Annotated in this window: 15 protein-coding genes; 11 read left to right on the plus strand and 4 right to left on the minus strand. The window is 53.6% G+C overall.

Annotation, left to right across the window (positions count from 1 at the left end):
• Positions 1–103: 103 nt before the first annotated feature.
• The 8 genes from ABIB18_RS00915 (at position 104) to ABIB18_RS00950 (ending at position 5,727) form a co-directional block, all read left to right on the plus strand.
• On the plus strand, positions 104–667 hold the full coding sequence (locus ABIB18_RS00915) for a lipoprotein (RefSeq protein WP_031376549.1): 564 nt from the start codon (positions 104–106) through the stop codon (positions 665–667).
• A gap of 131 nt (positions 668–798) precedes the next feature.
• Positions 799–1,842, plus strand: coding sequence for a dihydroorotase (gene pyrC / locus ABIB18_RS00920; RefSeq protein ID WP_354473502.1), 1,044 nt, complete (start codon positions 799–801; stop codon positions 1,840–1,842).
• 62 nt (positions 1,843–1,904) lie between these two features.
• Positions 1,905–2,150, plus strand: a complete 246-nt coding sequence (dinI, locus tag ABIB18_RS00925; RefSeq protein WP_031376547.1) for a DNA damage-inducible protein I — start codon at positions 1,905–1,907, stop codon at positions 2,148–2,150.
• A gap of 146 nt (positions 2,151–2,296) precedes the next feature.
• Complete coding sequence (locus tag ABIB18_RS00930; protein WP_031376546.1) at positions 2,297–2,569, plus strand: hypothetical protein; 273 nt, start codon at positions 2,297–2,299, stop codon at positions 2,567–2,569.
• A gap of 249 nt (positions 2,570–2,818) precedes the next feature.
• Positions 2,819–3,073, plus strand: coding sequence for a biofilm formation regulator BssS (bssS, locus tag ABIB18_RS00935; RefSeq protein ID WP_031376545.1), 255 nt, complete (start codon positions 2,819–2,821; stop codon positions 3,071–3,073).
• A gap of 97 nt (positions 3,074–3,170) precedes the next feature.
• On the plus strand, positions 3,171–4,283 hold the full coding sequence (gene solA / locus ABIB18_RS00940) for an N-methyl-L-tryptophan oxidase (protein WP_031376544.1): 1,113 nt from the start codon (positions 3,171–3,173) through the stop codon (positions 4,281–4,283).
• Positions 4,284–4,577: 294 nt separating this feature from the next.
• Positions 4,578–5,150 carry a cytochrome b gene (locus ABIB18_RS00945; RefSeq protein WP_354473505.1) on the plus strand — a complete coding sequence of 191 codons (573 nt, stop codon included), beginning with the start codon at positions 4,578–4,580 and terminating at the stop codon, positions 5,148–5,150.
• 1 nt (position 5,151) lies between these two features.
• A complete protein-coding gene (locus tag ABIB18_RS00950) occupies positions 5,152–5,727 on the plus strand; it encodes a YceI family protein (RefSeq protein WP_046288399.1) in 576 nt (191 codons plus the stop codon).
• 40 nt (positions 5,728–5,767) lie between these two features.
• On the opposite strand, the gene trhO is transcribed toward ABIB18_RS00950, so the two are convergent.
• A complete protein-coding gene (gene trhO / locus ABIB18_RS00955; protein WP_031376542.1) occupies positions 5,768–6,817 on the minus strand; it encodes an oxygen-dependent tRNA uridine(34) hydroxylase TrhO in 1,050 nt (349 codons plus the stop codon).
• A gap of 254 nt (positions 6,818–7,071) precedes the next feature.
• Between trhO and ABIB18_RS00960 the strand changes: the two genes are divergently transcribed.
• The 3 genes from ABIB18_RS00960 (at position 7,072) to ABIB18_RS00970 (ending at position 9,325) form a co-directional block, all read left to right on the plus strand.
• Positions 7,072–7,995 (plus strand): Kdo(2)-lipid IV(A) acyltransferase, encoded by a 924-nt coding sequence (locus tag ABIB18_RS00960; RefSeq protein WP_031376541.1) that lies wholly within the window; start codon positions 7,072–7,074, stop codon positions 7,993–7,995.
• A gap of 545 nt (positions 7,996–8,540) precedes the next feature.
• A complete protein-coding gene (locus tag ABIB18_RS00965; RefSeq protein ID WP_031376540.1) occupies positions 8,541–8,807 on the plus strand; it encodes a hypothetical protein in 267 nt (88 codons plus the stop codon).
• Positions 8,808–8,923: 116 nt separating this feature from the next.
• Positions 8,924–9,325 carry a MysB family protein gene (locus tag ABIB18_RS00970; protein ID WP_031376539.1) on the plus strand — a complete coding sequence of 134 codons (402 nt, stop codon included), beginning with the start codon at positions 8,924–8,926 and terminating at the stop codon, positions 9,323–9,325.
• Here the strand turns inward: ABIB18_RS00970 and ABIB18_RS00975 are convergent.
• From ABIB18_RS00975 to ABIB18_RS00985, 3 genes are all read right to left on the minus strand, one after another.
• Positions 9,316–9,555 carry a YceK/YidQ family lipoprotein gene (locus ABIB18_RS00975; RefSeq protein WP_069728188.1) on the minus strand — a complete coding sequence of 80 codons (240 nt, stop codon included), beginning with the start codon at positions 9,553–9,555 and terminating at the stop codon, positions 9,316–9,318. The genes ABIB18_RS00970 and ABIB18_RS00975 overlap by 10 nt on opposite strands.
• Before the next feature lie 149 nt (positions 9,556–9,704).
• Positions 9,705–12,257, minus strand: a complete 2,553-nt coding sequence (mdoH, locus tag ABIB18_RS00980; RefSeq protein WP_354473508.1) for a glucans biosynthesis glucosyltransferase MdoH — start codon at positions 12,255–12,257, stop codon at positions 9,705–9,707.
• On the minus strand, positions 12,250–13,785 hold the full coding sequence (locus ABIB18_RS00985) for a glucan biosynthesis protein G (protein ID WP_176035886.1): 1,536 nt from the start codon (positions 13,783–13,785) through the stop codon (positions 12,250–12,252). Before ABIB18_RS00985 ends, mdoH begins: the two co-directional genes overlap by 8 nt.
• Positions 13,786–13,846: the final 61 nt, after the last annotated feature.

The raw sequence follows: 13,846 nt of genomic DNA on the forward strand, positions 1-13,846 counted from the left end.
GAGAAACCGAACGCGTTTCTCATCCCTTTCCTGATGACACCTGAGATGCATTCAGGCACGCTATGCGTTGTTCAATTAGCTTCGTCATTTAGGATGAATATCGATGAAAAAGGGTTTTTCCGGCCTTGCCGCTCTGTTACTGGTGCTGCTGGTTAGCGGCTGTAATCAACTGACGCAGTACACCATCAGCGAACAGGAAGTGAATCAGGCGCTGCAAAAGCACAATAACTATGAAAAAGATATCGGGCTCTCCGGACTGGTTAATGCCCATATCGTGCTCAATAATCTCACCAGCCAGATTGGCCGCGAAGAGCCGGGCAAAGTGACACTTTCCGGTAACGCGAAGATCAATGTTACCTCCCTCTTTGGGCCACAGCAGGCCGATATGCAGCTGAAGATGCGCGCTCAGCCGGTGTTCGATCAGCAGCAGGGCGCCATCTATCTGCGCGATCTGGAGATTGTTGATGCGCAGGTCACACCGGAAAAAATGGCCTCGATCATCAAGACGCTGACGCCTTATCTGAATCAGTCGCTGAAAAGTTATTTCGATCAGAAACCGGCTTACGTGCTGAGTACCGATCGCAGTAAAGGTGAGTCGCTGGCGAAGAAATTTGCCAAAGGCCTGGAAGTGAAACCGGGTGAGCTGGTGATCCCGTTTACTGACTGATCAACCGCCGCGCCTGACGGCGCGGATTTTCATCCGGCTGCAAAAAGCAGGTGCAAACGGTTGCCTGAATCCTTATGCTTAGACCCCGGCCTAAACGTGCCTTTCGTTTCCTTTCTGCCGGAGCCTCATTAATGACTGCACAACCTCAGCAACTTACTATCCGCCGCCCTGACGACTGGCATATTCATCTGCGTGACGATGAAATGCTTAAAACGGTGCTGCCGTATACCAGCGCGGTGAATGGTCGTGCCATTGTGATGCCCAATCTGGTGCCGCCGGTGACCAGCGTGGCGGCAGGTGAAGCCTACCGCGATCGGATTCTGGCGGCGCTGCCCGCTGACCACGCCTTCACACCGCTGATGACCTGCTATCTCACCGATTCGCTTGACCCGGATGAGCTGGAACGCGGCTTCACTGCCGGCCTGTTTACCGCCGCCAAACTTTATCCGGCGCATGCCACCACTAACTCCAGCCACGGCGTTACCAACATCGCCGCCATCGCCAGCGTACTGGAGCGGATGCAGCAACTCGGTATGCCGCTGCTGGTGCACGGTGAAGTTACCGATGCTCACATTGATATTTTCGATCGCGAGGCGCGCTTTATTGAGACGGTGATGATGCCGCTTCGCCAGCAGTTTCCGGCACTGAAAGTGGTGATGGAGCATATCACCACCCGTGAAGCAGCGGAGTACGTTGCCGCGGCCGATGAGACGCTGGGCGCGACCATCACCCCGCAGCATCTGATGTTTAACCGCAACCACATGCTGGTCGGTGGGATCCGTCCACACCTCTATTGCCTGCCAATCCTCAAGCGCAATGTGCATCAGGAGGCGCTACGCAAGGTGGTGGCCAGCGGCCATCCCCGCTTCTTCCTCGGCACCGATACCGCGCCGCACCTGCGTCACCTGAAAGAAGCGAGCTGCGGCTGCGCCGGCGTCTTCAGTGCGCCGACGTCGTTAGCGGCCTACGCCACGGTATTTGAAGAGCTGGATGCGCTGTCGCATTTTGAAGCATTCTGCTCTGAAAACGGTCCACGCTTTTACGGCCTGCCGCTCAACGACAGCCGCATCACGCTGGTACGTGAATCGTGGCAGGTGCCAGAGAGCATCGCACTCGGCTCGCATTCGCTGGTGCCGTTCCTCGCCGGTGAGACGCTGAACTGGCGTATCGCATAATTTCGCTTGCCTCCAGCCTGTTGATACTGTAAATATATACAGTATCTTATCTGGAGGCTCCCATGCGTGTTGAAATTACCGTATCGAATACCCGACCTCTTCCTGCGGGCGCGATAGAAGCGTTGAGCGACGAGCTGTCGCGCCGCATTGACGAACAGTTCCCGGACAGCACCAATCAGGTTAAAGTGCGCTACGCCAGTGCCAATAACCTGAGCGTGCTGGGCGGGGGCAAAGAGACTCGCGATCAGATCAGCGAAATCCTGCAGCAAACGTGGGAAAGCGCTGACGACTGGTTCATTACCGATTAACCGCCTCTGTGCTGTTTTTACCGGGTTTCGCCACCCGGTTTTTTTATCTTTTCTCCCCTCTCGCACTTCCCTATTCCTGCATCTAGACTCTGAATGATCAATGCCCTATCCTTGCGCTCGTCATGCATAACAGGAGGTGCGATACCATGACTACTGATAAACCGGAAGAGGCGATGACCTTTGGTGAGTTGTTAGCACTGATTGGTGATCAGCAACGTCGGCTGACGGTGCTGGAAAATGCCTTTTCCAGTCTGATTTTCTGTCTTGACGATCGTGCCAGTCAGTTGCTGGTGCACAATCTGTCGCTGGAAGCCCAAAACCAGAACCATGATGAGCAACTGCAACAGCATTTTGCCCGTCTGGCTGAAGCGCTGCAAAAGCGCGGTGGCGGCATCGCACCGGAAACTCCGGCGCTTTAACCGCAGCCCCAGGCTCTCTCCCTCGCGTTTCTGGTCCTGAAGAATCACTGATTAAAATGCCTGATCGTCAGGCATTTTATTTTTTCATCCGCCACCTTTTAAACACAAATATTCTGTGAGAAGCTGGGTGCAGGCATTTTTTCATCAGTAATAGCCCGCTTTACTGTTATAATAGTTTCGCTATTGGAATAAAAAAGCCGCATTGAACCTCATCATGCACTTCGTTTAACGAGTAATAAGGAGGTTATAATGGACAGAAGAAAAGATGTGATTCAGACCCATCCACTGGTGGGTTGGGATATCAGTACCGTTGACAGTTATGATGCCATGATGATCCGCCTGCACTCGTTATCGTCGCAGGATCAAAAAGAAGAAGAAGCGGATGTTGGCCCGACCTACTGGCTGACAACGGATGTGGCAAGGCAGTTCATCTCGATCCTCGAAGCGGGTATCGCTAAGATTGAATCAGCCGAGCAAGTAGAACGACTCCTTAAGAAGCACTAATTCCTGCCACATCAAAGAGGCGCCCTCAGGGGTGCCTTTTTCGTTTCTGTTTCTGTTATGCTTTTGATTATCTGTCTTTTTCAGGAGCAGGGTTACCATGATTTATGATCTTATCGTTGTCGGCAGCGGCTCAGTGGGCGCGGCGGCGGGCTACTATGCAACCCAAGCGGGCCTGTCGGTTTTGATGATCGACAGCGCTCATCCGCCGCACAATCAGGGTACGCATCACGGTGAAAGCCGGCTGATTCGCCACGCTTACGGTGAAGGCGAACGTTATGTCCCGCTGGTGCTGCGCGCGCAGACCCTGTGGGATGAGCTGGAACAGCACGCCGGTGAACGTATTATGCACCGCAGCGGCGTGCTGAACCTGGCACCGATTCAGTCAGCGTTTATTCAGAACGTTATCGACAGCGCCAGGCAATGGCAGCTGAACATTGAGGTGATGCAGCCTGATGAGGTGCGCAAGCGCTGGCCGCAGATCAACGTACCCGAAGGCTATCTGGGCGTCTTTGAGCCGCAGTCGGGCTACCTCAAATGCGAACAGGCGGTCCGCAGCTGGATCAAGCTGGCAGAACAGGCAGGCTGTGCCCAGCTGTTTAACTGCCCGGTGTCCGGGATTGGGCGCGACGGCGATCTGCAACAGGTGACCACGCTAGACGGCATTTACCGTGGCCGCAAGATGCTGATCAGTGCCGGCACCTGGGTCGGCAAACTGGTGCCCAACCTGCCGGTTGCGCCGACCCGTAAGGTATTTGCCTGGTATCAGGCGGATGGTCGCTACAGCGAGAACAACAAGTTCCCGGGCTTTACCGTTGAAATGGCGGATGGCAGCCAGTTTTACGGTTTCCCGGCGGATAACAACGCGCTGAAAGTGGGACGTCATGATGGCGGCCAGCTGATGCAGCAGCCTGAAGATCGCAAACCCTTTGGCACCGTTGCGGCAGATGGCAGCGAAGCGTTTGGTTTCCTGCGTCAGTTTTTGCCGGGTGTTGGCGTGTGTCTGCACGGCGAAGCCTGTAGTTACGATTTCAGCCCGGACGAAGATTTTATTATTGATACGCTGCCAGACGAACCGAATCGGTTACTGATTACCGGTTTAAGCGGCCACGGCTTCAAATTCGCCAGCGTACTGGGCGAACTGGCAGCCGAGTTTGCTCAGCAAAAACCGTTCTCGTTTGATATTTCCCCCTTCCGGCTTTCGCGTTTCTGACTCTTGTTGCGGGTGGTATCGTCTGATAGCACCCGACTGACAAAAATTGAAGAAAATTGAATATTACTGACATTCACAGCCTGATTAATTCGCACTGAAAGTGAATTAAGCGCTTTTTTGATTGACGTATCGCGCGGTGAAAATAACTTATTCAGTAATATTGCGCATCTGTCGCGATTTTAATTCACCCTTTTCACTATCCCGACAGAAAGTTATAGAAGCGTAAGGTCGATTGCTTTTATATTTCATAATGTAGATGCTTATTTCAGATTATTTCACCTGAATAAACAGACTATGTTACGAAATACCCCTCATCAGTTTGGTCTGATCGCCGTGCTGCTGCACTGGTCGATGCCGCTGGTTATCTATGCCATGTTTGCGCTGGGATTATGGATGGTCGGACTCGGTTATTACGATAGCTGGTATCACGATGCGCCGGAAATCCATAAAAGTATTGGCGTGATCCTGTTGCTGACATTAGTGATTCGCCTGTTGTGGCGAATTATTTCACCGCCGCCTCAGCCGTTAAGCAGTTATTCCCCACCGGTGCGGATCGGGTCGATGGTTGCGCACTGGCTGCTCTATACGCTGCTGTTGGCCATCCTGCTCAGCGGCTATTTCATCTCCACCGCCGATGGCAAGCCGATTGCGGTATTCAACCTGTTTTCTCTGCCGGCCGTTCTGAGTGGCGCAGGCGCACAGGCCGATCTGGCTGGCGATATCCACCTGTGGCTGGCCTGGACGGTGGTGATCCTGTCGCTGCTGCACGGTCTGGCGGCGTTAAAACATCACTTTATCGATCGCGATACCACCTTAAAACGGATGTCAGGTTTGCGCATCCCTTTACCCGCTGAAAAGGAGAAGTAATATGCTAAAGAAGACGCTACTGGCCATGACGGGTGCCAGCCTGCTGCTGGGTTCACTGACCGCTAACGCCGCTGAGTATAAAATTGATAAAGAAGGCCAGCATGCCTTTATTCAGTTTCGTATTCAGCATTTAGGCTACAGCTGGCTGTACGGCACCTTTAAGGATTTTGACGGCCGTTTTAGCTTTGATGAGAGTAACCCTTCAGCCGATAAAGTCGACGTCACCATTAACACCAACAGTATTGATACCAATCACGCTGAACGTGACAAGCATCTGCGCAGTGCGGATTTCCTGAACGTCGGCAAAAATCCACAGGCCAGCTTCAAATCAACCTCAGTGAAAAAAGAGGGTGATGAGCTGGAAATTACTGGCGATCTGACGCTGAATGGCGTTACCAAACCGGTTACGCTGGAAGCGAAACTGCTGGGTGAAGGCAAAGATCCGTGGGGGGGATATCGCGCAGGCTTTGAAGCCGAGGGTGAAATTACGCTGAAAGATTTTAATATTACCAAAGATCTCGGCCCGGCCTCGCAAAAGGTTCAGCTGATGATTTCGGTAGAAGGTGTGCGTCAGTAAACGGCTAAACCGCCTGAAGCCGGGCTTCAGGCGGGATCACTTATTTTTTAACCGGTGACGGGATGGTCATGTTTAACAGGCCACGCGACTTGTTAAAGATCTTATTGCCGTTTTCACGCCCGGCACGACGGGCACGCTGCTCTTCCGGCGACAGTTTTGCCTCTTCCTGACACAGCGGGCTACAGCAGTTCTCAAACTTCTCTGCGCAGCTTTTACACTGAATAAACAGCAGATGGCAGCCATCGTTGACGCAGTTGACGTGGGTGTCGCACGGCTCACCGCACTGATGACAGTTCGACAGCACATCATCAGAAATCCGCTCGCCCATCCGCTCGTCAAAGACAAAGTTTTTACCTTTGAATCGGACCGGTAACCCCTGCTCACGAGCACGGCGGGCATACTCGATAATGCCACCTTCAACGTGGTAAACATCTTCAAAACCGTTATGACGCATCCAGGCGCTGGCTTTCTCACAGCGAATTCCCCCGGTGCAGTACATCACGATCTTTTTGTCTTTTTTATCCTGCAGCATATCAACCGCCATCGGCAGCTGGTCGCGGAAGGTGTCGGCCGGCACTTCCAGCGCGTTATCAAAGCGTCCGACTTCATATTCGTAATGGTTACGCATATCAACGAACACTGCATCCGGATCGTCCAGCATGGCGTTCACTTCTGCGGCTTTGAGGTATTGCCCCACATCGCTGGCATCGAACGTGCCGTCAGCAATGCCGTCTGCCACAATCCGGTCACGGACTTTCAGGCGCAGCACCCAGAAGGATTTACCGTCGTCGTCCAGCGCAACGTTCATTCGCAGATTATTCAGCGCCGGATCAAAGCCGTAAAGATAGGCTTTCATCTTTTCATACTGGCTGGCGGGAACGCTGATCTGGGCGTTAATCCCTTCATGCGCAACGTAAACCCGGCCAAACACCTTCAGGGCGGTCAGACCAAGATAGAGCGCATCGCGAAACGCTTTAGGATCGGCGATCTGGAAGTACTTATAAAAAGAGACAGTGGTGCGCGGCTCGGTTTCAGCCAGCATGCGCGCCTTCAGCTCTTTATTGGAAACGAGGTTATGTAACACTGGCATGGTGTTCGTTCCTGTCATCAATAGAAGAAATTTAGCGCGCACATGATACCTGATTTCAACGGGATGCAAAGACCACCGGCCAAATTGATCGCCGGTTGGCTGTTTTTCCCGCACTGCCGGCTCGCTTATAATACTTACCGGGTGAATTGCCGCCGACAGTAATATTTATGCGCAGGATAAAAACTGGCACAATAGTGAAAATCAACGAGATATCAGCACCGCACGGTGCGCGACGCAGGAAAAAACAATTTCACATGACCCAGTTGCCTCAATTTTCACGAGAACTGCTTCACCCCCGCTATTGGTTAACCTGGTTGGGCGTGTTCTTCCTTTATCTTTTGGTGCTACTTCCTTATCCCCTGCTTTATGTGCTTGGCTGTAATATTGGCCGTATTGGCATGCGCTTTATGAAGCGACGCGTCAACATCGCACGCCGTAATCTGGAATTAAGCTTTCCGGATATGCCGCCCAACGATCGTGAAGCGATGGTTAAGCACAACTTCGAATCCGTCGGCATGGGCTTGATTGAAACCGGCATGGCATGGTTCTGGCCCGACTGGCGGATTAACAAATGGCATAAACCTTCTGGCTTAGAGCACATTCAGCAGGCGCGCGACACTCAGCGCGGCGTGCTGTTGATTGGTATGCACTTTCTGACGCTGGAGATTGGCGCCCGCATGTTTGGTATCCATAACCCGGGCATCGGCGTCTATCGGCCGAACGACAATAAGCTGATTGACTGGCTGCAGGTGCATGGCCGGATGCGTTCCAACAAAAGCATGCTCGATCGTAAAGATCTCAAAGGGATGATTCGCGCCCTGAAGCGTGGCGATATCATCTGGTACGCGCCTGACCACGATTACGGTCCGCGCAGCAGCGTGTTTGTGCCGTTTTTTGGCGTCGACAAGGCAGCTACCACGGTCGGCACCCATCTGTTGATCCGCATGGGTAAACCGGCAGTGATTCCGTTTGTACCGCGCCGTCTGCCAGAAGGCCGTGGTTATGAACTGATGATTCTGCCTGATATTAGCGACAGCTTTACCCTGGCAAGTGAGGAAGAGACCGCTGCCCGGATGAATAAAGTGGTCGAGGAAGGCGTCTTACTGGCACCCGAACAGTATATGTGGCTGCACCGCCGCTTTAAGACCCGCCCGGAAGGGGAACCTTCACGCTATTAAGTTACCGGCGCTAAACGGTGGCAGTGATGCCGTTTAGCGCTTTTTTCGCTGTTTTCCTCCCCTGCTAAAACAATCCATTCCTCCCGCCAGCCCGCGCCGGTCCGATTACCGGTCCAGTGATTAATCAACGGCGCGCCAGAGTTTACTGATAACCGTGCGATATAATTAGCATCCTTAACCAATCCACCGGACATTATCTGCGCTGACGCCCTTTTAGCGGCCGGATAAATTAATTTCCCATTATTTTATTATATTCACTGGCGGTGCTGATTTATTTAAAAGCTAGGCCAATTCCTATTTAGCCAGGCTTAATCATTTCCCTCTGCTTATTAATCCAGTAAAATTAACTTAATTTACAAGCAATTGTAGCTACATCGCAGGTCATATTCCTTTTTACAAAATTTTAACGTCCTGATAGACCGTTATTGCATTTGAAGTTATGGGTGCTTGTCGGTAATTTCAGCTGTGACAGTTAGATGCTTAACTGCGAAGACAAAAAACATAAAAAGATGACACACAGCAACCTTCTTAGCAGGACTTATAATATGAATAACGGTCTCTACTATTATGTGACAATCAGCACCGATCAGGACAATTATCATGCGCTTCACCGGAAAGGATGCCGCCGGATGCCGGATAAAGAAGACATAATATTTATCGGCACCTTATATAATCTGAGTCAGGCATTATCGATCGCCCGCATTAACTTCAAAAAAGTTAAGCCCTGTATAAAATGCTGTATTCGCTACTCCGCACCGGTAATTCATGAATCGGTGCGCCCGGTCCTGCACTTCCCGCAAAAAGGAGTCTGACCGTGAATGGCGGGAAGTGCGTTATTTCCCGCCAATCAAACTGCCCCGCCCTTTCCCTCCGCCAGATTTCGTCTATTCTTCACTGAAATCAAATCAACCAGGCAAGGAGAAGAGCGATGAGCATGTACAGTACCTTAGAGGAAGCGATTGATGCTGCACGTGAAGAGTTTCTCGCTAACCACCCGGAACTTGAGGAAGGCGATGCATCGGTAAGCCAGTTTGGCCTGCAAAAATATGTCATGCAGGACGGTGATATTATGTGGCAGGCGGAGTTTCTGGCTGACGAAGGTGATGCGGGTGAATGCCTGCCGATTCGCAGCGGTGAAGCGGCCCAGGCGATTTTCGATGCTGACTTCGATGAGGTAGAACTGCGTCAGGAGTGGTTAGCGGAAAACACCCTGCACGAATGGGACGACGGTGAGTTCCAGCTGGAGCCGCCGCTGGATACCGAAGAAGGTGAAGCCGCTGCGCAAGAGTGGGAAGATGATAACAGCGACTCCGATCGCGGTTATTCGTAAGGACCGTGGCTGGCGTCGACCGGTAACAGCAGGGTGTCCACCACCAGCGACAGCGGCAGGTCAAGGATAGTCAATACCCGCCAGGCGCCGTCGCGCACATCCCACTGTACGCCCGGATAGTACTGATTACCGTGCCCCTGACCGGGCACGGTACGGCTGATAATACTGCCGCAGCCGCTCAGACAGATCACCGCCAGCGCTAACACACCTGTTTTCAGACACCGTTTCACCACTGATACCCGCCCTTTACAACCATTATCGTTATCCTGCGCTACGCGCTCTGTTGGCCCGATTTAGCCTGCCGCAACAGAGATCTCCCCTGCTGCTCTGACCGCAAATAACCGGCAAAAAAAAGCGGCATCGCTGCCGCTTTTTCATTTTACGCGTTTTTGACCAGCGCATTGGGGTTGAGGGTGAGTTTTTGATAACTCTCCACCCACTGATGATACTTCTCAGCGTTCTCCCACAGCCGGGTATGCACACGTGCCAGCACCACCGGATCGCTGATCAGCTGTAAGCGCTGTTCACGATTCAGTTTTTCTGGCGAATCGCTCAGCGCCTGATCGACGCGGCGATCGCGGGCATAGTCGAGCAACTGACTCTGCTTATGACGTGACGTCGCCAGTGCCGTCGCCAGCGCGTTAAACGCCGGATGGAACAGCGCGTGCATAAAGCCATTTTCCAGCGCCCGCTCACGGTTAAGCTGCAGGTAGTGATCGGTATCCACCAGCTCTTTTGGCGGCTCATACTCTTCCGGGATCAGGAACAGTCGGGCCTTCTTGCTCTTGATACCGATGGTTGCCCGGCTCGACATCACCGACACAAACGGCGACAGAATCAGCGAGAAGACAATCGGTGACAACCACCACAGGAAGTTGAGATCCAACAGTCCCATGCCGATTGCCCACACCAGACCCAGCGCCATCTGCGAACCGTGACGTTTAAACGCCTCGCTCCACGGCGTGGCATCATCGTCACGCTGTGGCGAATTCCACACCACTTCCCAGCCGAGGAAGGCGCTGACCACGAACACGGTGTGGAACAGCATGCGCACCGGTGCCAGCAGCACGGAGAACAGCATTTCCAGCATCAGCGAGATGAACAGACGGATCGCGCCACCGTAGGATTTCGCCCCCTTGCACCAGATTAATATCACGCTCAGCAGCTTCGGCAGGAACAGTAATATCAGCGTGGTAGAGAACAACGCTATCGCCAGTTCAGGACGCCACTGCGGCCACACCGGGAACAGCTGCCGCGGTTGCAGGAAGTAGGTCGGTTCCATCAGCGTATGCACCACCTGCAAGGCGGTAGAGAGCGCCAGGAACATGAACCACAGCGGTGCTGACAGATAAGACATCACACCGGTCAGGAACACCGCACGGTGAACCGGGTGCATCCCTTTCACCAGGAACAGTCGGAAGTTCATCAGGTTACCGTGGCACCAGCGACGGTCACGCTTCAGCTCATCCAGCAGGTTCGGTGGCAGCTCTTCATACGAGCCCGGCAGATCGTAGGCAATCCAGACGCCCCAGCCGGCACGGCGCATCAGCGCAGCTTCAACAAAGTCGTGCGACAGAATCGATCCGGCAAAGGAGCCTTCACCCGGTAACGGTGCCAGCGCACAGTGCTCGATAAACGGTTTCACCCGGATAATCGCGTTGTGCCCCCAGTAGTGGGATTCCCCCAGCTGCCAGAAGTGCAAGCCAGCGGTAAACAGCGGACCGTAAACGCGGGTGGCAAACTGCTGACAGCGCGCATACAGCGTGTCCATACCGGATGCTTTCGGCGACGACTGAATAATACCGGCGTTCGGGTTGGCTTCCATCATGCGAACCAGACCGGTCAGACATTCACCGCTCATGACGCTGTCGGCGTCCAGCACCACCATGTAGCTGTAGTTGCTGCCCCAGCGACGGCAGAAGTCATCGATGTTGCCGCTTTTACGCTTCACACGACGACGACGACGACGATAGAAAATCTTGCCCGCACCGCCGACGTCACGCACCAGCTCCATCCAGGCTTTCTGTTCGGCGATGGCGATATCGGCGTCGTAACTGTCGCTGAGGATATAAACGTCGAAATGCTCAGCGTTGCCGGTCCGCACCACCGATTCCCAGGTGGCACGCAGGCCAGCGTAAACGCGCTCAACATCTTCGTTACAGATCGGCATGATCAGCGCGGTACGGTGCGCAGGGTTAAGCGGCTCATCCCCCACGGTAGAGTAGGAAATACTGTATTTGTCACGACCAATCAGCAACTGCAGGAAGCCCATCAGCGCGGTCCAGAAACCGGCCGAGACCCAACAGAACAGAATGGCGAACAGGAACAGGATGCCGGTCTGCAACACGTACGGCAGGATCTGCATCACCGACTGCTGCCAGTTCTGATTGATCATCTCCATCGGATCCAGCAGCGTCCACCCCTGATACGGCAGAATGGTCTTCATGTACCAGGTGGCAACCACGGTCTGCATGATGGTGAGGATCAGCAGAATATAGCGGCGAATCGATCCGACATGACGCCATTTTTCTTCGGCACGCTGCTCTTCCGCGTTAGCGTAGCGCGGCACCGATTTATGGCCACGCAGTGAGTCCCAGGCGCGAGCGACCGGGTTAGTCCGCCAGGCTTCCGGGAACATCAGGGAGCGTTTGACCTTCGGCATCGCCTTCAGCGTGGTACGATCCAGGTCATCTTTACCCAGCTGCTTACCATTGGCGAGCGAGTCGGGCCAGGCCATTTCGACCCGCGATGACACCGATTTTAACGGTGCATCGTCGGGACGATCGCTGGCGGCCACATCCTTGCCCAGCGCATCATGAATGAAGTGAAACGCTGCAGCATGCTGCAGCGAGGCGCTAAGGCGCGCCTTCCCCGCCGCATCCAGCGGCAGGGATTCCACGTAACGTTGAGGTGTAAAAGTCGATTTATTCATTGGCAGGTAACTGATAGCTCCAGGTTTCCGTCAATGTCTTGTCGCCGCTAACCAGCGCCGCACGCATTTCGGTGGGCTGCTTGTTGTCTTTCACACGCAGACGCAACACCAGACGCCAGCCTTTAGTGACCGGGTTATAACGTACGCTCTGCTCAACCACGTCCGCGTTTTTACCCACGCTGACCTGCGGTGCCACCTGACTGTTCTCCGCCATCTTGCTCATGTCTTTACCCACGAAGTCGATGGTGAAAGCCACGGTGCCATCTGGCTGACGCACCAGATTAGACTGCTTCACGTCACCTGCAGAACGCAGGGTGTTTTTCACCCATGCCGTGTCGTCAGAGTGCAGCTGATTTTCATCACGTGAGAAGTGCAGGCGATATTTGAAGTTCATCTCTTTGCCCGGCTCCGGCAGCGTCTCCGGGGTCCAGAACGCAACGATGTTGTCGTTGGTCTCATCAGCCGTTGGGATCTCAACCAGTTCTACCCGGCCTTTACCCCAGTCGCCTAATGGCTCAACCCAGCCGCTTGGGCGCAGATCGTAGCGGTCGTCGAGATCCTGATAGTTGTTAAAGTCACGCCCGCGCTGCAGCAGACCAAAACCTTTTGGACTCTCGATGGTGTAGGTGCTGACCGCCAGATGACGCGGATTGTTCAGCGGACGCCAGATCCATTCACCGTTGCCGCTGTGAATCGACAGACCGTCTGAGTCATGTAATGCCGGACGGAAGTTGTTCACGGTAGACGGCTGGTTCTGACCAAACAGGAACATACTGGTCAGCGGTGCAACGCCCAGCTTACCGACGTTGTCACGCAGGTAGACTTTTGACTGCACATCAACGGTCGACGCCTGGCCCGGACGCAGCACAAAGCGATAGGCACCCGCCGCACGCGGCGAATCGAGCAGTGCATAGATCACCAGCTGTTTATCCTGCGGCTTCGGACGCTCAATCCAGAACTCTTTGAAACGCGGGAACTCTTCACCGGACGGTAGCGCAGTATCAATCGCCAGGCCACGGGCTGACAGACCATACACCTGGCCGGCACCGATCACCCGGAAATAGCTGGCACCGAGGAAGCTGGCGATCTCATCGTCTTTACCCTTGCTGTTTAACGGGTAGAGCACTTTGAAACCGGCAAATCCGAGGTTTTTCACCGCGTCGGCATCATGTTTTACATTGCCGAAATTAAAATAGTCGGGGTTATATTTGATCTCACGCACCGCGTTAGCGGTCACTTCATTGATTTGCACCGGGGTGTCGAAATACATCCCCTGATGGTAAAATTCCAGCTTGAACGGCGTGCGCAGCTTGCCCCAATACGCTTTATCGTGGTTAAACTGGATCTGCTGGTAATCAGCAAATTTCATTTCACGAAATTGAGAGGGTAAATTGCTTTTTGGCGCTTCGAAGCTTTTCCCTGCCAACGCTTTGGCTTGTCTGGCAACATCATCGATGTTAAACGCCCAACTGTTATTGGCGTATAACGCCAGCAGAACCGCAGTACCAATCCAGCGTACCTTCATCAGTCCGGCTTTATTTTTTTCTTTAGTCAGCACATCCCCCCCTTTCGTGTGCTTAAATCAAACC

The organism is Pantoea sp. UYEF8, from assembly GCF_040546285.1.
Classification (GTDB): Bacteria; Pseudomonadota; Gammaproteobacteria; order Enterobacterales; family Enterobacteriaceae; genus Pantoea; species Pantoea brenneri.

Excerpts from the sequence above, each read along its gene's own strand:
- ABIB18_RS00945 (WP_354473505.1), top strand. The coding sequence starts at position 4,578 with ATGTTACGAAATACCCCTCATCAGTTTGGTCTGATCGCCGTGCTGCTG.
- solA (WP_031376544.1), top strand. The coding sequence starts at position 3,171 with ATGATTTATGATCTTATCGTTGTCGGCAGCGGCTCAGTGGGCGCGGCG.
- ABIB18_RS00970 (WP_031376539.1), top strand. The coding sequence starts at position 8,924 with ATGAGCATGTACAGTACCTTAGAGGAAGCGATTGATGCTGCACGTGAA.
- ABIB18_RS00960 (WP_031376541.1), top strand. The coding sequence starts at position 7,072 with ATGACCCAGTTGCCTCAATTTTCACGAGAACTGCTTCACCCCCGCTAT.
- mdoH (WP_354473508.1), bottom strand. The coding sequence starts at position 12,257 with ATGAATAAATCGACTTTTACACCTCAACGTTACGTGGAATCCCTGCCG.
- bssS (WP_031376545.1), top strand. The coding sequence starts at position 2,819 with ATGGACAGAAGAAAAGATGTGATTCAGACCCATCCACTGGTGGGTTGG.
- ABIB18_RS00950 (WP_046288399.1), top strand. The coding sequence starts at position 5,152 with ATGCTAAAGAAGACGCTACTGGCCATGACGGGTGCCAGCCTGCTGCTG.
- trhO (WP_031376542.1), bottom strand. The coding sequence starts at position 6,817 with ATGCCAGTGTTACATAACCTCGTTTCCAATAAAGAGCTGAAGGCGCGC.
- dinI (WP_031376547.1), top strand. The coding sequence starts at position 1,905 with ATGCGTGTTGAAATTACCGTATCGAATACCCGACCTCTTCCTGCGGGC.
- pyrC (WP_354473502.1), top strand. The coding sequence starts at position 799 with ATGACTGCACAACCTCAGCAACTTACTATCCGCCGCCCTGACGACTGG.
- ABIB18_RS00915 (WP_031376549.1), top strand. The coding sequence starts at position 104 with ATGAAAAAGGGTTTTTCCGGCCTTGCCGCTCTGTTACTGGTGCTGCTG.
- ABIB18_RS00930 (WP_031376546.1), top strand. The coding sequence starts at position 2,297 with ATGACTACTGATAAACCGGAAGAGGCGATGACCTTTGGTGAGTTGTTA.
- ABIB18_RS00965 (WP_031376540.1), top strand. The coding sequence starts at position 8,541 with ATGAATAACGGTCTCTACTATTATGTGACAATCAGCACCGATCAGGAC.